The 20,917-nt window shown below is 71.3% G+C and carries 16 protein-coding genes; 9 read left to right on the plus strand and 7 right to left on the minus strand.

Features of this window, described 5'->3' with window-relative positions; all coding sequences use genetic code 11:
* Positions 1-78: 78 nt before the first annotated feature.
* Positions 79-786, minus strand: coding sequence for a dienelactone hydrolase family protein (locus ABTW65_RS08285; RefSeq protein WP_350659526.1), 708 nt, complete (start codon positions 784-786; stop codon positions 79-81).
* 99 nt (positions 787-885) lie between these two features.
* Here ABTW65_RS08285 and ABTW65_RS08290 point away from each other — a divergent pair, with 99 nt between their 5' ends.
* Entirely contained in the window at positions 886-4,104 is a 3,219-nt protein-coding gene (locus tag ABTW65_RS08290; protein WP_350659528.1) for a BTAD domain-containing putative transcriptional regulator, read from the plus strand.
* Here ABTW65_RS08290 and catC read toward each other — a convergent pair.
* From catC to ABTW65_RS08310, 4 genes are read right to left on the minus strand one after another with little or no spacing between them, the layout of a single operon-like run.
* A complete protein-coding gene (gene catC, locus ABTW65_RS08295) occupies positions 4,101-4,379 on the minus strand; it encodes a muconolactone Delta-isomerase (protein WP_008361945.1) in 279 nt (92 codons plus the stop codon). The two genes, ABTW65_RS08290 and catC, sit on opposite strands and share 4 nt — an antisense overlap.
* Positions 4,379-5,254, minus strand: coding sequence for a catechol 1,2-dioxygenase (gene catA / locus ABTW65_RS08300; protein ID WP_350659530.1), 876 nt, complete (start codon positions 5,252-5,254; stop codon positions 4,379-4,381). The genes catC and catA overlap by 1 nt, the downstream gene beginning before the upstream one ends.
* A 36-nt stretch (positions 5,255-5,290) precedes the next feature.
* Positions 5,291-6,394 (minus strand): mandelate racemase/muconate lactonizing enzyme family protein, encoded by a 1,104-nt coding sequence (locus ABTW65_RS08305; protein WP_350659532.1) that lies wholly within the window; start codon positions 6,392-6,394, stop codon positions 5,291-5,293.
* Positions 6,391-7,302, minus strand: a complete 912-nt coding sequence (locus tag ABTW65_RS08310; RefSeq protein ID WP_350659534.1) for a LysR substrate-binding domain-containing protein — start codon at positions 7,300-7,302, stop codon at positions 6,391-6,393. Before ABTW65_RS08310 ends, ABTW65_RS08305 begins: the two co-directional genes overlap by 4 nt.
* Before the next feature lie 193 nt (positions 7,303-7,495).
* Between ABTW65_RS08310 and benA the strand changes: the two genes are divergently transcribed.
* From benA to ABTW65_RS08345, 7 genes are all read left to right on the plus strand, one after another.
* The gene (benA, locus tag ABTW65_RS08315; RefSeq protein ID WP_350659536.1) at positions 7,496-8,863 is read left to right on the plus strand and encodes a benzoate 1,2-dioxygenase large subunit; all 1,368 of its coding nucleotides are present in this window, start codon (positions 7,496-7,498) and stop codon (positions 8,861-8,863) included.
* 2 nt (positions 8,864-8,865) lie between these two features.
* Entirely contained in the window at positions 8,866-9,390 is a 525-nt protein-coding gene (gene benB / locus ABTW65_RS08320) for a benzoate 1,2-dioxygenase small subunit (RefSeq protein WP_350659537.1), read from the plus strand.
* A gap of 10 nt (positions 9,391-9,400) precedes the next feature.
* Positions 9,401-12,088, plus strand: coding sequence for a benzoate 1,2-dioxygenase electron transfer component BenC (benC, locus tag ABTW65_RS08325; protein WP_350659539.1), 2,688 nt, complete (start codon positions 9,401-9,403; stop codon positions 12,086-12,088).
* Positions 12,089-12,157: 69 nt separating this feature from the next.
* Complete coding sequence (locus tag ABTW65_RS08330) at positions 12,158-13,444, plus strand: MFS transporter (RefSeq protein ID WP_350659541.1); 1,287 nt, start codon at positions 12,158-12,160, stop codon at positions 13,442-13,444.
* Positions 13,445-13,464: 20 nt separating this feature from the next.
* Entirely contained in the window at positions 13,465-16,131 is a 2,667-nt protein-coding gene (locus ABTW65_RS08335; protein ID WP_350659543.1) for a helix-turn-helix transcriptional regulator, read from the plus strand.
* A complete protein-coding gene (locus ABTW65_RS08340) occupies positions 16,128-17,351 on the plus strand; it encodes a benzoate/H(+) symporter BenE family transporter (RefSeq protein WP_350659545.1) in 1,224 nt (407 codons plus the stop codon). Before ABTW65_RS08335 ends, ABTW65_RS08340 begins: the two co-directional genes overlap by 4 nt.
* Complete coding sequence (locus ABTW65_RS08345; RefSeq protein ID WP_350659547.1) at positions 17,348-18,079, plus strand: alpha/beta hydrolase family protein; 732 nt, start codon at positions 17,348-17,350, stop codon at positions 18,077-18,079. The genes ABTW65_RS08340 and ABTW65_RS08345 overlap by 4 nt, the downstream gene beginning before the upstream one ends.
* Here the strand turns inward: ABTW65_RS08345 and chrA are convergent.
* Positions 18,066-19,430: a chromate efflux transporter gene (chrA, locus tag ABTW65_RS08350; RefSeq protein WP_350659549.1), complete on the minus strand. Its 1,365-nt coding sequence runs from the start codon at positions 19,428-19,430 to the stop codon at positions 18,066-18,068. The genes ABTW65_RS08345 and chrA overlap by 14 nt on opposite strands.
* Before the next feature lie 36 nt (positions 19,431-19,466).
* Entirely contained in the window at positions 19,467-20,180 is a 714-nt protein-coding gene (locus ABTW65_RS08355; protein ID WP_350659551.1) for an MIP/aquaporin family protein, read from the minus strand.
* A 46-nt stretch (positions 20,181-20,226) separates the two neighbouring features.
* Here ABTW65_RS08355 and ABTW65_RS08360 point away from each other — a divergent pair, with 46 nt between their 5' ends.
* Positions 20,227-20,898, plus strand: a complete 672-nt coding sequence (locus tag ABTW65_RS08360) for an arsenate reductase/protein-tyrosine-phosphatase family protein (RefSeq protein WP_350659552.1) — start codon at positions 20,227-20,229, stop codon at positions 20,896-20,898.
* The last annotated feature ends 19 nt before the right edge of the window (positions 20,899-20,917 follow it).

The raw sequence follows: 20,917 nt of genomic DNA on the forward strand, positions 1-20,917 counted from the left end.
TGTCCGCTTTCCCGGCCAGGAGGCCTTGCTGTCCGTTGAACTCGGGCGCCACCACAGTAGAGGGCCGAGGTTTCCGCGCTATTTCGGGTCGAGGTGCTCGCCGAAGAAGGCGAGGATGCGCCGCCAGGCGTCCTCCGCCTCGGGCTCGGAGTAGTTGAAGCCGACCACGCGCTCCAGGTCGGGCATCGGCCGGGGAAAGCCCCAGTCGTTCATGAAGCTGTGCCCGACACCGGGGTACTCCTTGACGTCGCGGGGCACGTCGCCCTCGGCGAGCGCCGCCTCGATCTTGGCCGCGGCGCCGGGCAGGGTGCGGTCCTTGGCGCCGTAGCTGGCCACCATCGGGCACGAGGAGCTGAGCGAGGACACGTCCCTGCGCAGCATGCCGTAGTTGGGCGCAGCAGCGTCGAAGATGCCGCGCGGGGCCAGCAGGAGGGTGAAGCCGCCACCCATGCAGAAGCCGACGACGCCGACCTTGCCGGTGCAGCGCGGGTCGTCGGCGAGGTGGTCGCGAGCTGCGATCAGGTCGTCGACCGCGGTGCCCTTGCCGGTCACCAGCGACTTCATCGTGGTGACGACGCAGCCGACCTTCGGACCCCGCTCGTAGAGCGAGGGGGTCAGTGTCAGGTAGCCGTTGGCCGCGAACCGGTCACCGATCCGCTTGATGTCCGAGGTCATGCCGAGGATGTCCTGCACGACCACGACAGCGGGCCAGGGCCCGGGTCCCTCGGGAACCGAAAGATAGCCGCGGGTCGGACCCGCGGGTGCCGCATAGTCGATCATCGACATCTCATCACCTCGCTGCGATCCTTGCAGGTACGACGATCCTGCACGCCCGACGACGCTCGACCCGATAGGATTTTGTGGTGATTCGCCAGGCTCGGGGTCTTGACGGAGGCCGGGGTGCGCCATGAGGGCATGTTCGGCCCCAGGCTCCGCCGGCTGCGCGAGTCGCGTTCGCTGACACAGGGCGCGCTGGCGCGGGCCGCGGGGGTCAGCGTCGCCTCGATCCGCGACCTCGAGCAGGGCAGGACGAGGCGTCCGAGGGCGGCTTCGCTGCGTGCGCTCGCCGAGGCGCTGGGCCTGAGCGATGAGGAGAAGGCGCGGTTCGCCGAGGCCTTCACACCCGCTCGCGAGGCCGACGGCGCGGTGGTGAGCATCGCCGTCCTCGGCCCGACCGTGGTGGTCCGCGACGGGGTGCCGGTCGACGTACCCGATCAGGTCGGGCTGCTGCTGCGGCGGCTGGCACTGGAACCGGGGGAGAGGGTCGGGCGCGACGAGCTGCTCGACCTGCTGTGGCCCGAGCTCGCCTCCGCCGAGTCGGGCAGGCGGCTGGCCCAGCTGCTGCGGCGCCTGCGCGCCCTCCTCGCGCCTGTCGCGGTCACCCAGGACGGCAGCGCCCTCCGTCTCGACGCCTCGGCCGATGAGCTCGACCTCGTCCGCTTCCGGGAGCTGACCAGGACTGACGAGATGGCCCCACTGACCGAGGCCGTCGGCCTGTGGCGCGGGCGTCCCGAAGGTTTCGATCAGGCGCCGTGGCTGTCCAGCACGATCGAGGACGAGTACGTCGCGGTCGTGCTCAGATGGGCGACCCTGGGCGTGGCCGAGGGCCGGGCCATCGAGGCGCTCCCGGTCGTGGGCGAGCTCGCCCGGTTGCGGCCGCTGGACGAGCCGTTGTGGGCGGCGTACGTGAAGGTGCTGGCGGCGGCCGGGCGGCAGGCCGAGGCGCTCGCCGCCTACGACACGGTCCGTTCCGTCCTGGCCGAGGAGCTCGGGCTGGATCCGAGCCCGGTCCTCGAGGACGTACGCCAAGGGACGCTGGAAGGACGCTGGCACACCCGGCGACCGACGCTGGTCGAGGGTGCCCGCCGTCGAGACGCCCCTCGTGAGGTGCCGGCGGCACCGGCGCTGATCGGGCGTGACACCGAGCTCGCCATGCTGGCGGCCGGGCTCGGCGAAGGCGGCGGCGCCGCGGTGCTGGTCACCGGGCCGGCCGGCTCCGGGAAGAGCGCGCTGGCGCTGACCGCCGCGGCCCGGCTGGCCGGCGACTTCCCCGACGGCCAGCTCTACGCCGACCTCCACGGGGTCTCGGGCGAGGCGGTGGAGCCCGGATCGGTGCTGCGGCGCTTCCTGCGCTCGCTCGGCCTCTCCGGCCAGCAGATCCCGACCGACGACGCCGACGCCGCCGCCCTTCTCCGCAGCGAGCTCTCCGACCGCCGGATGCTGATCGTGCTGGACAGCGTCGACAGCCCCAGCCAGGTCATCCCGCTGCTGCCCGGACCCGGCACCACCCGGACGATCCTCACCAGCCGCCATCGGCTGCCGGCCCTCGCGGGGACGATCGACCTGGGCCGCCAGATCCATCTCGGCGAGCTCAGCACCGACGCCTCCATCCGTCTCATCGGCGCGATCGTCGGTCGCGAGCGCGTGGCCGCAGCACCGCGCGCGAGCGAGTCGCTGGCGCTGGCGTGCGGTCGTCTCCCGCTGGCGCTCAGGATCGCCGCGGCTCGGCTGCTGAGCCGCCCGGAGTGGTCGATCGAGACGTACGCCGACCGGCTGAGCGCGAGCTCCCACCGGCTGGCCGAGCTGGCCGTCGGTGAGGTGAGCGTCGCGGCCAGTCTCGAGATCTCCTACGCCGCGATGCCCGCCGAGGCACAGCGGGCCTTCCGGCTGTGCTCGCTGATCTCGGCCTACGACTTCGACCCTGCTCCGGCGTGCGCCCTCCTCGACCGCGACCCGGCCACCACGCAGCGGCTGCTCGAGGACCTGGTCGACGCCAACATGCTGCAGACCGCCAGTCCCAAAGACAGAGCCGACGACGGCGTCGGTCGCTACCACTACCACGATCTGCTCCGGCTCCATGCCGGCGATCTGGCCGCCGCCGACCCCGAGCAGCCGAAGGCGCAGCGCCGGCTGGCCGACTGGCTGCTCGACACCACGGTCAGCGCCGCCGGCACCGCCTATCCGGGCCGCCTGCGCGCGCTGGAGATCGAGCCCTCACCGCAAAGCCGCTTCGACTCAGCCGATGACGCCCGCACCTGGCTCGACCGCGAGGCGCAGCTGCTGATCGCCTTCGCGAAGCAGGCGGCGACCGACCCGCACCGGCGCCACTACGCCTGGAAGCTCGTAGACCAAGCCAGGATCCACTACCGGACCCGCCTCGACGTCACCACCTACCTCGAGCTCGTGACGGTCGGGGCCGAGGCCGCGATGCTGGAAGACGAGGCGCGGGCCGAGGCCTTCCTGCGTACGCTGCAAGCCGATGTGCTCGGGGTCCTGGGACGGATGGACGAGGCCTGGGCGGAGTCGGACCGCGCGTGGAGTCTCCTCGACACGAGCGGGTGGACGCAGGGGCTGGCGTTCGCGGCGATCGTCGACGGCCACCGCCACCGGGTCGCGGACTCCGGACGCGAGGCCGAGGTCGCCTACACGCACGCGTTGAAGATCCTCGGCGACGTCGAGGGCTCCGAGGGGCTGCGGGCCTGGGCGCATCAGGCTCTCGGCATCGCCTGCACCGAGCAGGGTCGCTTCGAGGAGGGGCGCGTCCACCATCTCCAGGCGGTCGAGCTGAGCGAGGCACAGGGCAGCGCCACCCCGCTCGAGCTCGCCACGCTGGCCGCGGCCGAGCGCTCCCTCGGCATGCTGGACTCAGCCGGCGCCCGGCTGGAGTCGGCGCTGGCGCAGGCCACCCGCAACCGGAGCCCGTTCGCCGAGGCCAACGCGCTCGAGGAGCTCAGCCTGCTCGCCCTGGTCCGTGGCGACCACGCCTCGGCGCTCGAGCTCGCCGAGCGGGCCCACCTGACCGCGCGGGCCCACGGAGACGTACGTTTCGTCGCGTCGACGGCGTGCAGCTATGCCGCCGCCCTCGATGCGACCGGGAACCACCGCGACGCCGCCGAGACCTACGAGTACGCGGTCCGGCTCAGCCACACGCACGTCGCGTCGTTCACCGAGACCCGGGCCCGGATCGGGCTGGCCGAGGCGCTCCATGCAGAGGGCGACACCACGGCAGCAAGGGTGCACGCCCGCCGGGGCCGGCAGCTGGCCGCCGAGCACGGCTTCGCGCCGTTGCGGCGCGAAGCCGACCGGGTGCTCGAACAGCTCTAGTCGACCTTGGAGGGGTGCTTGGCCAGCGGGGTGACCTGGACGTCCATGTAGGGGAACAGCGGCAGGCCGGAGAGGATCTGGTGGAGCTCGTCGTGGGACTCGACGTCGAAGACCGAGAAGTTGGCGTACTCCCCGGCGATCCGCCACAGATGCGGCCACTTCCCGGCGCGCTGGAGCTCCTGGGCGTAGGCCTTCTCGCGGGCGATCGTGTCGTCGCGGACGTCCGGATCCAGGTCGTGCGGGATCCGGACGTCCATGCGTACGTGGTAGAGCATCAGCCGCGAGCCGGGTCGAGCACGAAGCCGTAGTCGACGCTCACCGAGCCGTCCCCGTTGGCGACGGGCGCGAGCACCAGCTCGGGCTTGACCGCCGAGGCGATGTCGTCGTCGTTGTGCTCGTCACCGGGGAAGTAGAGCTGGGCGGTGAGCAGCTCGTGGCCCGGGGCCGACACCTTGACGTGCAGGTGCGCCGGACGCCAGGCGTGCCAGCCGGCGGCGGCGATGAGCTTGCCGCAGGAGCCGTCGGTCGGGATCTGGTAGGGCGCCGGCTGGATCGTGTGGATCTCGAAGGCGCCGTCGGCCCCGACGGTGAAGCTGCCGCGCAGGTTCCACTCCGGGATGCCGGGGGCGAACTGTGAGTAGAAGCCGTCGGCGTCGGCGTGCCAGAGCTCGACCTTGGCGCCGTCGAGCGGGGTGCCGTCGGTGGAGGTGATCGTGCCGGTCCAGGTCAGCGGGGTGCCGGCCTCGCCGTCGCGCATCGGGATGGTGCCGTTCGCGCCCTGCTCCGGGGCCGCGGGGACGTAGTAGGGGCCCTCGATGGTGCCCTTGTTGCCCTCGCGGTGCTCGGTGGCGACCTTCTCGATCTCGTGCTCGACCCAGACGTCGAGGAAGAGCGGCCACTCGCCGTCCTGGCCGACCTGGATCAGCCACGCCTTGAGCGCGTTGTACTCGTCGTAGCTGACCTTCTCCTCGCGGATCGTGTCGTAGACGGCGTTGAGCACGCGCTTGGCCAGCCTGTCGACGCGCTCCGGCGGGGTGTCCTTGACGGCGTCGAAGGGCGACTTGTCGGCGGCGAACCGCTCGGTGGCAGACGCGCCCGAGGCGGCCGCGGAGGCTGCTTCGGTGGACTCGAGGGTCTGGTCGGTGGTCATGGGTGTGTCCTCTCGTGTTGCGGTGGGGTCAGGTGTTCAGTTGTCGGTGCGGTAGCGATCGAGCTTCTCCGGATCGATCTCGACCCCGAGGCCGGCACCAGGACGTACGGCGAGCTCGCCGTCGCGGATCTCGAGCGGCTCGGTGAGCAGGTCATCGGCCATGTCGAGGAAGTTGGAGAGCTCGCCGGCCCGGCGGGAGGTGAGCCGGTGAGCCGCGCCGAAGGCGATCGAGCAGGCGCTGCCGAGCTGGCCGTCGATCTGGTTGCCCATCACGACCTCCAGCCCGAGGCCCTCGGCGAGATGGAGCACCTGTTGCGAGCCGGTGAAGCCGGTGCGCGCGGTCTTGATGCTGATCGCGGTCGCGGAGCCACCGAGCACCTCGCGGGTGACGTCGGCCGCCGTCGGGACGGACTCGTCGGCGATGAACGGCACGTCCAGCTGGCTGACCAGCCAGCGCCGCCCGAGCACGTCGTCGGCGGGGTTGAGCTCCTCAGCGAAGAGCAGGTCCAGGTCTGCCATCTGCTTCATCGCGCGGGCGGACTCGGCCGCGGTCCAGCCGCGGTTGCCGTCGACGTACAGCTCTATCTCGGCGCCGAACCGTTCGCGCAGCGCACGGACTACGGCGGTGTCGAGCTCGATAGGGGAGCGGCCGACCTTCACCTTGAACGTCGAGATCCCGTACGTCTCCCGCATCCGCTCCGCCTCGGCGACCATCGCCTCGGGCCCGTCGAAGCCGAGCATGTGGGAGACCCGCATCCGGTCGGTGAAGGCACCGAGCAGGTCGACGACCCGCAGGTCCAGGGTCTTGCCGAGGGCATCCCACATGGCCATGTCGACGGCGGCCTTGGCGGTCGGGTTGCCGACGGTGCGCTCCATCAGGACGCGGGCGGTCTCGCGCTCGAGCAGGGTGAGCCCGGCGAGCTGCGGGGCGAAGAGCTGGTCGATGACGGCGATGATCCCGGTCTGGGTCTCGCCGTAGGTGAACGGTCGCGGCGGCGCCTCGGCGACACCCACGACGCCGTCGTCGGTGTGCACCCGGACGAGCACGTGCTGGGCGGTGTGGACCTCGCCGGAGGCGAAGCGCAGCGGCTTGCGGTAGGGGATGGCGAACGGGATCGCCTCGACCTTGGTGATCTTCATGATCGGGGAGCTTCCAGGCGGGGTGCGGTGAACAGGTCGGCGGCCTCGAGGACCTCGATGACGGAGTCGACGACGGGGTTGTCGTCGTCGGTGCGGTAGGCGAGGGAGAGCTCGACGCTGCCCGCGTCGAGCAGGTCGCGGAAGACCACGCCCTCCAGCGGAAGGGCCCGGACCGAGGCCGGGAGGACCGCGACGCCGAGGCCCGCGGCGACCAGCGCCAGCAGGACCGCGGTGCTCGGTGCCTCGTGCTCGCGGCGCGGCACGAACCCGGCCTCGCGACAGCTGCGCAGGACCGCCTCGTTGACCGCCGAGTCGCGGGCGCTGTAGGCCACGAACGGCTCGGTGCGAAGGTCGGCCAGGGCCACCACGGGCTCGACGGCCAGCCGGTGGTCGACGGGGATGGCGAGCGCGAGCGGCTCGACCTCGAGGGTGCGCAGGGTCAGTCCCTCGCCGGTGGCCGGCGGCCGCAGTACGCCGAGGTCGAGCGCCCCGCTCTGCAGCCGTTCGCACTGGGCCGGGGTGAGCAGGTCGGCGTGGATCTCGAGCGCGACCTCGGGCAGCTCGCGCTTGACCACCCGGGCGATGCCCGGCAGGTGCGAGAACGAGGCGGTGCCGGTCAGCCCCAGGCGGACCAGGCCGTGGCGGCCGGCCCCGATGCGGCGTACGCCTCGGACGCTGTCGTCGACGGCGGCCAGGACGCGGGCGGCCTCGGTGCGGAGGAACTCGCCGGCCGGGGTGAGGGAGACCTGCCGGGTCGTCCGGGTGAACAGGGTGACGTCGAGCTCGGACTCGAGCTGGCGGATCGCCTGGGAGAGCGCCGGCTGGGCGATGTGCAGCTGCGCCGCGGCCTGCCCGAAGTGGCAGGTCTCGGCGACAGCGGCGAAATACCGCAGGTGGCGTAGCTCCATGAAGCGCTCCTCACGAGGTGGTGATGACCGCCACACTAGGACCGCGATAGATAAACAACAAGGACGAAACTGCCGCCCATTGATTGATTCGAATGATCAATGGATGCCTAGGTCGGAACTGGGCATTCGCCTGGTGTGACGGTCGCCACGTCTTGCGAAGGTGTGGTGACCGTCACCCGTTGGAGGCATCACCATGACCGCACCACTCACCGAGAGCCTGGGCCACATCGAGAACGTCCTGTCGGACGCCGTGGTCGAGGATCGCGAGGCCGGGATCTACCGCGCCAACCGCCGGATCTTCACCGACGAGGAGATCTTCGAGCTGGAGATGAAGCACATCTTCGAGGGCAACTGGATCTACCTCGCCCACGAGAGCCAGGTGCCCAACCCCGGCGACTACTTCACCACCTACATCGGGCGGCAGCCGGTGGTGATCACTCGCGACAAGGACGGCGAGCTGCACTGCATGATCAACGCCTGCGCCCACCGCGGCGCGATGCTGTGCCGGCGCAAGACCGACAACCGGATGACCCTGACCTGCCCGTTCCACGGCTGGACGTTCCGCAACGACGGCACCCTGCTCAAGGTCAAGGACCCCGACGACGCGGGCTATCCGGAGAGCTTCAACACCGAGGGCTCGCACAACCTCACCCACGTGGCCCGCTTCGACAGCTACCGCGGCTTCCTGTTCGGCTCGCTCAACCAGGACGTACTGCCGCTCGAGGAGCACCTCGGCGACACCGTCAAGGTGATCGACATGCTCGTCGACCAGTCACCCGAGGGGCTCGAGGTGCTGCGCGGTTCCTCGACCTACACCTACGACGGCAACTGGAAGGTCCAGGCGGAGAACGGCGCCGACGGCTACCACGTCACCGCCACCCACTGGAACTACGCGGCGACGACCTCGCGCCGCAACACCGGCGAGTCGAAGAACACCACCAAGACCGTCGACGCCGGCAGCTGGGGCAAGGCGGGTGGCGGCTACTGGTCCTACCCGAACGGCCATCTGTGCCTGTGGACCTGGGCGGCCAACCCCGCCGACCGGCCGCTGTGGGACCAGATGGACGTGCTCAAGGAGAAGTTCGGCGAGGCCAAGGGCGAGTTCATGGTCAAGGGCTCGCGCAACCTGCTTCTCTATCCGAACGTGTATCTGATGGACCAGTTCTCGACCCAGATCCGCCACTTCAGGCCGATCTCGGTCGACAAGACCGAGGTCGCCATCTACTGCATCGCCCCGAAGGGCGAGAGCCCCGAGTCGCGGGCCTGGCGGATCCGGCAGTACGAGGACTTCTTCAACGCCTCCGGCATGGCCACGCCCGACGACCTGGAGGAGTTCCGCTCCTGCTACGTGACGTACCAGGCCTCCGCCGCGCCGTGGAACGACATGAGCCGTGGTGCCTCGCACTGGCTCACGGGGCCTGACGAGGTCGCCGAGGCGCTGGAGATGCCGGGCGTCATCTCGGCCGGCGCGAAGAACGAGGACGAGGGCCTCTACCCCGTCGTGCACGGCTACTGGGCCGACGTGATGCGCCAGGCCGTCGAGAACGAGAAGGGCAACTGATCATGACCATCACGCAGAGTGCTCCTGCCGGAGCGAAGCTCATCACTCACGGCATGATCGAGCAGTTCCTCTACCGCGAGGCGCGCTTCCTGGACGACCGCGAGTTCGAGAAGTGGCTCGAGTGCTATGCCGACGACGTCGTCTACTGGATGCCCTGCTGGGACGACGCGGACCTCCTGACCGAGGACCCGCAGACCGAGATGTCGCTCATCTACTACCCCAATAAGGGTGGCCTGGAGGACCGGGTCTTCCGGATCCGTACGGAGCGGTCCTCGGCCACCTCGCTGCCCGAGCCGCGTACGTCGCACAACATCAGCAACGTCGAGGTGATCGAGCGCCGCGGCGACCTGGTCGACGTGCGCTTCAACTGGCACACCATGTACTTCCGCTACAAGACCGTCGACCCCTACTACGGCACGTCGTTCTACACCGTCGACTTCTCCGGCGAGCAGCCGCTGATCCGCCGCAAGAGCGTGGTGCTCAAGAACGACTACATCCACCACGTCGTCGACATCTACCACGTCTGAGGCACCTGCGATGACTGCAATCGAGACCGAGATCGCGACCCACCAGGTCGCGTTGTCCTTCGAGGACGGGGTGACCCGGTTCATCACCGTGCGTGAGGACCAGACCGTCGCCGACGCGTCCTACCGGCAGCGGATCAACATCCCGCTGGACTGCCGCGACGGCGCCTGCGGGACGTGCAAGGCGCTGTGCGAGTCGGGGGAGTACGACGGCGGCACCTACATCGAGGACGCGCTCTCCGAGGCGGAGGCCGCCGAGGGGTACGCCCTGCCGTGCTCGATGAAGCCGCGCTCGGACCTCGCGCTGCAGATCGCCACCACCTCCGAGGTCGCCAAGACCGGCGCCGCGAGCTACACCGGCACCGTCGTCGGCCTGGACCGACTGAGCCCGACCACGGTCGAGCTCTCCATCGACATCCCCAACCGCGGCGAGCTCGCCTTCCTGCCCGGTCAGTACGTCAACATCGCCGTGCCGGGCACCGAGGTGACCCGGTCGTACTCCTTCGCGAACGCCCCGCACGAGGAGCGGCTCGTCTTCCTGGTCAAGCTCACCCCGGGCGGCGCGATGTCGACCTGGCTGACCGAGCGCGCCGCCGTCGGTGACGAGGTCACCTTCACCGGCCCGAACGGCTCCTTCTTCCTGCGCGAGGCGCGCCGGCCGCTGCTGATGCTGGCCGGTGGCACCGGGCTCGCGCCCGTGCTCTCGATGCTGCGCCAGCTCGAGGTCGACGGCTGCGACCGCGGCGGCCGCCTGGTCTACGGCGTCAGCACCGACGACGATCTGGTCAAGCTCGACGAGGTCGGTGAGCTGGTCTCGCGGCTGCCCGGGTTCAGCTGGGACCACTGCGTCTCCGACCCTGCCTCGACCGCCGCCAACAAGGGCTACGTGATGAGCCTGATCGGCGACGAGGACCTGCACGACGGCGACGTCGCGATCTACCTGTGCGGCCCGCCCCCGATGGTCGAGGCGGTGCGTACGCATGTCGCCGATGCCGGCATCCAGCCCACCGGCTTCTACTACGAGAAGTTCGCCCTCGCCGTCCCCGCCACTGCCGAGGCGTCAGACGCGGCGGCCGAGACGTCGCCCGCGTCGGCCGAGGCGTCACCCGTGCCCGTCGAGCTGGAGACCCATCCGGAGGCGCGGGCCATCGCTGGGCAGCAGGTGCTTCCGGCGCTCGACCTCGAACCCAGCGGATCGGCTGCCGTGGCTCGCGACGACGGCGATGTCGTACGCCGGATCGCTGGTCAGCTGGTCGCGCCGCCCGCACTCGACGGAGTCGGCGGTGTCGTGCTCGAGGACGACGCCCTGACTGTGACCGACGGCGCCCGGCGAATCGGTGGCCAGGAGGTGTTCCCGGCCGGAGATGACCGCTCGGCCGACGCGACTGACGCCTCGGCCGACGGGGGAGACGCCTCGACGACGGCGGACGGCTACACGATCGGTGAGGAGCATCCGGACATCTCGGCCTCGGATGCGATCTTCGAGGCCCGGGCGGCGCTGGAGGTGGGGGCGCTCGATCTGACCATCGGACGGCTCGACTCCCAGCAGCTGGCCGGCTACCGGCTGCTCGCCGAGTCGACCCTCCCGTACGTCGAGGGCGACCGGTTCCTCGACGCCCACGGCTACACCGAGTCGAACGCGGCGTTCCACGACTACCTGTTCACCCTCACCGGCAACAGCCACCTGCTCGCCGCCTACCAGGCGCTCGGGGTGAAGGGCCGGATGGAGGACGTGCTGCGCAACGCCACCTGGTGCCACCCGCGGTGCACCCAGGATCACCTCGACATCGTCGAGGCCTTCGAGCGTGGCGACCGGGCGGCAGCCCGCGAGCTGATCAAGGCCCACAGCGAGCGGTCCCAGGAGACGATGCGGCGCGCGATGGCCGAGTCGGCCGCCGCGACCAGGCCGCTGTTCTTCACGCCGGGCCGGTTCGCCGGCCAGGTCGTGGTGGTCACCGGGGCGGCCCAGGGCATCGGCGCCCAGGTGGCCCGCCGGGTCGGAGCCGAGGGCGGCACCGTCGTGCTCGCGGACCGCTCGCCGCTGGTGAGCGAGGTCGCCGGCGAGCTCTCCGGCCAGGGCACCCGGGCCAGCGCGGTCGAGTGCGACCTCGAGCACTACGAGGGCGCTGCCGCGCTGGTGGAGCAGGCTGTGGAGACGTACGGCCGGATCGACGTGCTGATCAACAACGTCGGCGGCGCGATCAACTTCAAGCCGTTCACCGAGTTCACGCCTGCGCAGATCGACGCCGAGATCACCCGGTCGCTGATGACCACGTTGTACGCCTGCCGGGCCGCCCTGCCGGGCATGGTCAAGCGCGGCCACGGCGTCATCGTCAACGTCTCCTCGGCTGCGACCCGCGGCATCCACCGGATCCCGTACTCCGCGGCGAAGGGCGGGATCAACGCGATCACCGCCTCGCTCGCGCTGGAGTACGCCGGCTCGGGTATCCGGGTCACCGCGACGGCCCCGGGAGGTACGGAGGCTCCGCCACGCCGGATCTCCCGGGGCACACCACAGCCGCGTACCGACACCGAGAAGGCCTGGTTCCAGGCCCACATCGACCAGACCCTCGAGACCTCACTGATGCACCGCTACGGCACGCTCGACGAGCAGGCCGCCGCGATCTGCTTCCTCGCCTCCGAGGAAGCCTCCTACATCACCGGCACGGTTCTTCCCGTCGCCGGCGGTGACCTCGGCTGAGCCACCAGGTCCTCTCTCGGGGCCGTCCCTCCCTTCGCGAGCGCGCTCGCGTGACCCATGGAGACACCCATGTCCGAAAACACCGATGAAATCACTCGGGCCAAGACCGGGCGCCAGCTCGCCTGGGTCGTCGCGCTCTCCGCGCTGGCCCTGATGTTCGACGGCTACGACCTCGTGGTCTACGGCACGGTGCTGCCGACCCTCATGGCCGATCCTTCCCAGATCGGGCAGCTCTCCGCGGGCCAGGCGGGCACGCTGGGCAGCTATGCGCTGGTCGGGGTCCTCGTCGGCGCGCTGAGCGCCGGAGCGGTCAGCGACCGGATCGGCCGCCGGAAGGTCGTGCTCGCCAGCATCACCTGGTTCTCGCTCGGGATGGCCGTGACCGCGTTCGCCCAGTCGATCGCCGTCTTCGGCATGCTCCGCTTCCTCACCGGCATCGGGCTGGGCGCGATCCTGGCTACCGTCGGCGCCCTGGTCGCCGAGTTCGCGCCGCCGGAGCGGAAGAACCGGCTCAACGCGATCGTCTACAGCGGCATCCCCGCGGGTGGCGTGGCCGCCTCCGTGATGGCGCTCATCATCGACCCGAGCGGCTCCAACTGGCGGATCCTGATGGCGATCGGCGCCGCCCCGCTGGTGCTCCTGCTGCCCTTCGCCATCGCCAAGCTGCCCGAGTCGCAGCTGTGGCTCGACTCCCGCGGCCGGGTCGCGTCGACCAGCACCGCCCAGGAGGCGGTCGGCTTCAGCGCCCTGGCCCGCCGCCCGCTCGCGTTCCCGACCATGGTGCTCGGGCTGATGAGCTTCTCCGGTCTGCTGCTGACCTACGGCCTGAACACCTGGCTGCCGAAGATCATGGAGGACAACGGCTACGGCAAGGCGTACGCCCTCACCTTCCTGCTCGTGCTCAACGGTGGCGCCATCATCGGCGGTCTTCTCGCCTCCTATGTCGCCGACCGCACCGGTGCCAAGAAGGTGGTCTCGACGACCTTCGTGCTCGCCGGCCTGATGCTGTTGCTGCTGCCCCTCGGGCTGCCGCTCGCCATCCTGTTCCCGGCCGTCGCGATCGCCGGCGTCGGCACGATCGGTACGCAGGTGCTCATCTACGGGCTCGTCGCCAACTACTACCCGACCCGGGCCCGCGGCGCGGGCGTCGCGTGGTGTGCCGGGTTCGGCCGGCTGGGCGGCATCGTCGGACCGATCATCGGCGGGGCACTCGTCGCCGCCGGGGTGGGCGGCACCACCGCCTTCCAGATCTTCGCGGGAGTCGCGGTGCTCGGTGCCGTGGTCGCCTCCGCCGTGCCCCGGTCCCCGGAAGAGACCGTCGTGAGCGTCACGCTCGACGACGGCGTACCAGCATGAGAGGGGCCTAGGGTGTGACCGTGCTCATAGAACGAGCTGGGTGTGTCGGTCGCGAGGAGGAGCTCGTCGAGCTCACCTCGCGGCTGGCAGCCACCCGCACCTCCGGCTCCGCCGCCGTCCTGCTCCTCGGAGACCCGGGGCTGGGGAAGACCGCGCTGCTGCGCGGCCTGGCGGACCGGGTCGCGACGCCGGCGCTGAGGGCCCGCGCCGGCGCATGGGAGCAGGACTCGCCCGGCGCGGTGCTCCGCCAGCTGCTCGGCGAGAACCCGCCGGCCGACCCGGTCGCCGCGGCCGATGCCCTGGTCGTGCGGGCCCTGGCTGGGTGTGCCGACGAGCCCGGCCTGGTCCTGGTCGACGACGCCGACCTCGCCGACACGCTCTCGCTGCAGGCGATCGCCTCCGCGCTGCGCCGCCACCGCGAGGCACCGGTGCTGGTGGTGCTGGCGGCCACCCGCAGCACCGCGTTCCTCGGCGAGATCGCCACCGAGACCGTACGCATCGAAGGGCTGGACGCGGCCGCGGTCGCCGAGCTCGCCTCGCTGCGCGGGCGGGTCCTGCACCCGTCGATGGCCGAGGTCCTCACCCGCCACACGGCGGGCAGCCCGCGCGACGCGGTCGCGCTGCTCGACGAGCTGCCGCCGGCCCGTTGGGCACGGCCCGACACCCAGCTGCCGGCCCCGGTCCACGTACGCGACGAGGTCCAACTCGCCCTCGCCGGATGTGGTGCCGCCGGACGCGCGCTCGCAGAGGCCTTCGCGATCCTGGGAGAGGACGCGTCGCTGGGTCAGGCCGCGGCCCTTGCCGGCCTCGAGGACCCGCTCTCCGCGGTCGACGCCCTGGCCTCGGCCGGGCTCGTCGAGAGGACCCGCGACCACCGCCCCCGATGGCGTACGCCGCTGGTCGGTGTCGCCGTGCTGGCGACGATGGGCGCTCGCCGGTCCGCCGACGCGCACCAGCGCGCCGCCGCGATCGTCGACGACGAGGTCCACCGGGCGCGCCACCTCGTCGCCGCGACCCCGCTGCCCGACGCCGAGCTCGCCGACGAGGTCGCCCGGCTGGCCCAACGCCGCGGCGACGAGGGCGCCTGGGCGGAGGCCGCGGCCCTCTACCGCGACTCCAGCCGGCTCACCGAGGACCCCGTGCGGCGCGACGACCGCCTGATCCGCTCCGTCGACGCCCTCGTCGCGGCCGGCGACGGCATGGGCGCCGCGGCGCTGGTCCCCATCGTCGAGAGCCTGCGCGAGACGCCGCTGCGCGACGCGGTGCTCGCCTATCTGGCGATCCTGCGCGGCCGCGCGACGGAGGCCGAGGTGCGCCTCAAGCGGGCCTGGGACATCGTCAACGCCGACCGCGAGCCGGAGACCGCCGCGCTGATCGCCACCCGGCACGTGCTGCACTCTCTGGCGCTGTGCCGGGGCGACGAGCTGGTCACCTGGGCCGACCGGGCGATCTCGCTGGCCGGCCGGGACTCGGCGGCGGGCGTCGAGGCGGCGGCGATCCGCGGGCTCGGGCTGGCGATGGCCGGCCGGTTCGAGGAGGCCCACGAGGCGTACGCCCTGGCCGCCCGCCGCGTCGGGCACAGCGCCCAGACCCAGCGGGTCACGATGGGCCGCGGCTGGCTCGACGTGCTCTCCGACGAGCCTGACGAGGCCCGCAGCCGCCTGGAGGGCGTCACCGACCCGCGGGTCCTCGGTGGCTCGACCCGGATCTCGATGTGGGCCCTGGCCTGGCTGGCGCGGGTGCAGTTCCTGACCGGTGAGGGCGACGCGGCCCTGCAGACGGTGGCGGCCGGGCGGGCTCTGGCCGCCGAGTCGGGCATCGCCCTGGTCACCCCGTTGCTGGAGTGGACGGCCACCGAGACCCACCTGCTGCGCGGAAGCTGGGAGGAGGCGGCCCGCACCGCCCGCGCCGCCGAGATCGGGGCGCAGGGCTACGAGATCATGCGCGTCCCCGCGCTGCTCGCTCGCGCCCACATCGCCGAGGCCCGCAGCGACTTCCGTGCCGTTCTCCGCATCCTCGAGCCGCTCACCCAGGCCCCGGCCGGCAGTGCGCTGACCGAGCCGGCCATCTGGCCCTGGGCCGAGACGTACGCCGCCGCGCTGATCGCGGAGGGCAGGCTGGAGGAGGCCGACGACTTCCTCCGCCCGCACGAGACCCGCGCCCGCGAGGAGCAGCACCGCTCCGCCCAGGCCAGGCTGGCCACCGCCCGTGGCCGCTGGCACGGCGCCCGTGGCGACCTCGCCGGGGTCCGGGACACGTTCGACCGCGCGCTCGGCCTGCTCGACGGGATGCCGCTGCGCTACGAGCGCGCCCGGATCACCTTCGCCTACGGGCAGGCGCTGCGCCGGGCCGGCCGTCGTCGTGACGCCGAGGCGCTGCTCTCCTCCGCGCGCGACCTGTGGGACGGGCTCGGGGCGCTGACCTACGTCGACGCCGCCCAGCGCGAGCTGCGCGCCGGGGGAGTGCGGGCGCCTCGCGGCCAGCGCGGCCCGGTGGACCTGACCCCGCAGGAGGAGACCGTCGCCGAGATGGTCGCCTCGGGGCTCTCCAACCGCGAGGTGGCCGCACAGCTCTTCGTCTCGCCCAAGACCGTGCAGTACCACCTGACCCGCATCTACGCGAAGCTCGGCGTACGCAGCCGGACCGAGCTCGCCGCGATGGCGGCCGAGCCGACGGAGGAGCCATGAGCACCGACCTCGACGTCCGAGAAGCCCGACCCGGCCTGCGGCGCGACCTGGGCGGTCACGAGCTGGTCAACGGCTTCATCGGCTTCCTCTTCTCCTGCACCGGACCGGTCGCCGTGATTCTCGCCGTCGGCCAAGGGGCAGGGCTCTCCGCCGGTGTCGTCGCCTCCTGGGTGAGCGCGGTCTTCTGCCTCAACGGGGTGCTGACGATCATCGCCTCGCGCTGGAGCCGGCAGCCGCTGGTCTACTTCTGGACGATCCCCGGCACCGTGGTCGTCGGCCAGGCGATGGCCGCCGGCACCACCTGGCCGGAGACGGTCGGCGGCTTCATCATGGCCGCGTTGCTCCTGGTCGCGCTGGCCCTGACCCGGCAGGTCGACCGGGTCATGCACCTGCTGCCGATGCCGATCGTGATGGCGATGGTGGCCGGTGTCTTCCTCCGCTTCGGCACCGACCTGGTCCTCGCCGTCGACCGCGACCTGGCGGTCGCCGGGCCGATGGTGGTCGCCTTCCTCGCCGTCAGCGCGGTCCCACGGTTGGCACGCTGGCTCCCGGCGGTGCTGGTCGCGCTCGCCGTCGGAGCGGTCGCGGTGAGCCTCGCCGACCGACCCGCCGTCGAGGTCTCCGGCCGCTGGGTGATCGAGCCCGTCTGGACCACGCCGGTCTTCACCGGGTCCGCCTTCAGCGAGCTCACCATCCCCCTGCTGATCACCGTCCTGGTCGTCCAGAACGGCCAGGGCATGGCGGTCCTGCGGGCCGCCGGCCACGACCCGCGGATGAACCACGTGACCGGCTGGTGCGGGGTGACCTCGCTGGTCGCGGCCCCGTTCGGCGGCGTTTCCACCTGCCTGGCCGGGCCGACCAACGCGCTGGTCACCGCCTCGGGCGAGCGACGACGGCACTATGCCGCGGCGATCTGGTGCGGCGTACTCGCGATCGGGTTCGGCCTGCTCGCCCCCGGCATGGTGCGGGTCATCACCACCATGCCCGAGGCGTACGTCGCCGTGCTCGGCGGCCTGGCCATGCTCAAGCCGCTCCAGGGCGCCTTCCAGACCGCCTTCAGCGGGCCCTACGTCACCGGCGCGCTGGTCACCTTCCTGGTGACCGTCGCCGACATCACCGTCTTCAACATCGGCTCCGCCTTCTGGGGGCTGGTGGTCGGTGCCGCGGTGAGCTTGCTGCTCGACCGCGACAGCCGAAACAACAGCAGGGAGAAGTCATGATCACCACCGACACCACCTATCCCGACGCGACGATGCGCTACGGCGCCACCGCCCGCCAGGTCGCCGACGTCTTCGAGCCGGCGGAGGCGACCGACTCGCTGGTCCTGCTGCTCCACGGCGGGATGTGGCGCGACTCCGACCGGATGCGCACCTGGTCCGCCGGCCGGGCGCTGGCCGAGGCGGGCCATCTGACCGCGACGGTGGAGTACCGGCACGGACCCGGCCAGTGGCGGCAGGCCTTCGAGGACATCGAGACCGCGATCGAGTCGATCCAGCTCAGCGGCCGGGAGTGGACCATCCACAACGACGCACCCCGCCGGATCACCCTGGTCGGACACTCCTCCGGCGGCCAGCTCGCCCTGTGGGCGGCCGCCCGGGCAGGCACCCCCGTCACCGGCGTCGTGGCCCTGGCTCCCGCCGCCGCGCTGGCCGCGATGAGCCAGGACGGTCTCGGCGACGGCGCGGTCGAGGAGTTCCTCGGTGGCACCCCGCCCGAGAAGCCCGAGGCGTACGCCGCCGCCGACCCGCTCGGCCTCGCCCCACAGGTCCCCGTGCGGATCCTGCACGGCGCCGCCGACACCGTGATCCCGCTCGCGATCTCAGAGCGCTACGCGGCGGCACACCCCGGCGTACGTCTGGAGGTGGTCGACGGCGCCGACCACGCCGCCTGGGGTGACCCGACCTCCGTGGCCTGGCCGCACCTGCTCACCGCGGTCAGAGAGGTATGAGGGTCGAGCCGAGTCCGAGCAGCGCGCAGACGCCGAGGGTGCGCATCGTGCTCCACCCACGCCAGAAGACGAGCGCGATCGCCACCGCGGTGATCGCGAACGCGACCGGATCCCACGAGGACAGGACCGGCAGGTCGAGGTCGACCGGTCCCCACGCCAGGGTGCGGGAGCGGTCGAACAGCGTGTGCAGCGCGAAGAAGAGCGCGAGGTTGGCGATCACGCCGACCACTGCTGCGGTGATCCCGGTGAGCGCCGCGGTGAGGTGGTGGTTGTTCCGAAGCCGTTCGACGTACGGGGCACCCAGGAAGATGAACAGGAAGCAGGGGACGAAGGTCACCCAGGTCACCAGCAGCGAGGCGATGACGGCGGCGACCCAGGGGTCGAGAGAGCCGGGGTTGCGGTAGGCGCCCACGAAGGCGACGAACTGCACGACCATGATCAACGGTCCCGGGGTGGTCTCGGCGAGCGCGAGACCGCGGACCATCTCGCCGGCCTTCAACCAGCCGAAGACGTAGACAGCCTGATGGGCGACGTAGGCAAGGACCGCGTACGCGCCTCCGAAGGTGACGACGGCGGCGCCGGAGAAGAACAGGCCCTGGTCCACGAACACGCTGTCGCGACTGAACAGGACCGCCGCCACCGCCACCGGGGCGAACCACAGCACGAGGCCGAGGACGAGGACCTTCAGGCCGCGAGCCTTCGAGGGGGCGTCGTGGTGCAGGGCGTCATCGCTGATCAGCGGCTCAGGACCGTCGTCCGTGCCGCCGTGACCCTTGCTCCGGGTGAAGGCGGGGACCCGCGTGCCGGCCAGCCAGCCGAGCAGAGCCGCGACGAGGATCACGACCGGGAACGGGACCTTGAAGACAGTCAGTGCGACGAACGAGGCGACCGCCATCGCCACCAGGATCGGATGGTGCAGCGCTCGCTTGCCCACGCGCTGCACTGCCTGGACCACGATCGCGATCACCGCGGGCGCGAGGCCGGCGAAGAGCCCGGTCACCAGCGCGGTGGAGCCGGCGCCGACGTACAGCGCCGAGAGGGCGAGGAGCGCGACGACGCCGGGCAGCACGAACAGGACGCCGGCGATGAACCCGCCGAGCGTGCCGTTGAGCAGCCAGCCGACGTAGATGGCCAGCTGCTGGGCCTCGGGGCCGGGCAGCAGCATGCAGTAGTTGAGCGCATGGAGGAACCGCTGCTGCCCGATCCAGCGCTTCTCGTCGACCAGCTTGTGCTGCATGACCGCGATCTGGCCGGCGGGCCCGCCGAAGGTCTGCAAGGAGATCGCGAACCACGCGCGGGTCGCCTCCCGCAGCGGGATCACGTCGTTCGTGCGTGCCTTCTCGAGCGCCATGGCGTATCCGTTCCGGTGGGCAGGGTAGGTCGCAGCTCAGGGATGCGGGACGACGACGTCGTCGGCCTTGTCGCCGGCACCAGGGTAGAGAGCCAGGATCAGGAGTACGCCGACGACCAGTCCGATGAGTTGCGCGAGGATGAACGGGGCCACCGAGCCCGGCGCGATTCCGGCGAAGGTGTCGGAGAAGATCCGGCCGATGGTGACCGCCGGGTTGGCGAACGAGGTGGAGCTGGTGAACCAGTAGGCGGCGCCGATGTAGCCGCCGACCGCGGGCGCGGCGAGGGCGCCGCGGTCGCTGCGTACGAGGGCGAAGATCAGGGCCACCAGACCGGCGGTGGCGACGATCTCGGCCACGAAGTGGCCACTGGTCGCGCGGTCCTTGGTCGAGATCGCCTGGTCGACGTCGAACATCAGGTTGGCCAGCAACGCACCACCGACCGCCCCGAGGATCTGGGCGATCGCATAGGCGCCGACCTCGGCGAGCGAGAGCCCCTTCCCGGCGCGGCGGCCGAGGAACCAGTCGGCCAGTGACACCACCGGGTTGAAGTGCGCCCCCGAGACCGGGCCGAACATCAGGATCAGCGCGGCGAGCCCGAAGACGGTCGCCATCGAGTTCTCCAGAAGCTGCAGGCCGACGTCGTCGGGGGAGAGCTGCTGGGCGGCGATTCCTGACCCGACGACCACGGCGACGAGCAGGGCAGTGCCCAGGAATTCGGCCAGCAGTCGGCGCGGGAGGGAAGAGATCACGTCCGCATTCTTGACGTTCGACGATTACTCAGTCAACATTGAGTCAATGGAGGTTGAGAGACAGCCGGAGCTGGTACGCCGGGCCAAGATGCACGCAGCGCTCGGTGATCCGGTGCGTCTCCGGATTGTCGACAGCCTCCAGATCAGTGATGCCTCCCCCACAGAGCTCGCCGGGATGCTCAATGTCTCGTCGAACTTGTTTGCTCACCACGTGCAGACGTTGGTGAGCGCAGGTGTCGTGTCCCGTCATCATTCCGAGGGCGACGGGAGGCGTACGTACCTGCACCTCGAGCAGGATGCGCTCGAGAGCCTGGGCACCGCGTCCCCCGTGGCGGTGCCCAGGCGCGTCCTGTTCGTGTGCACCGGCAACTCGGCGCGATCCCATCTCGCCGCGGCGCTGTGGCGCCAGGTCAGCCCGATCCCGGCAGCCTCCGCCGGCACCCACCCCGCCGAGCACATCAATCCAGGCGCGGTCGAGGTCGCCTCCCGCCACCACCTGGATCTCCCCGTCGTGGATCCCCGCCATCTCGACGACGTGCTCGACCCGGACGATCTGGTGGTCACCGTGTGCGACCGCGCCCACGAGACCCCGAAGGTCCGCGGTGAGCTGCACTGGTCGATCCCCGACCCGGTGGACAAGGGCCCCGAGGCCTTCGACGCCGCGTACATCGAGCTCGAGCGCCGCATCAGGACGCTCGCCACCCGTTTCGATTCCTGACCCCCACATCCCCCTCACC

It is taken from the genome of Nocardioides sp. NPDC127503, assembly GCF_040302165.1.
Lineage (GTDB): Bacteria > Actinomycetota > Actinomycetes > Propionibacteriales > Nocardioidaceae > Nocardioides.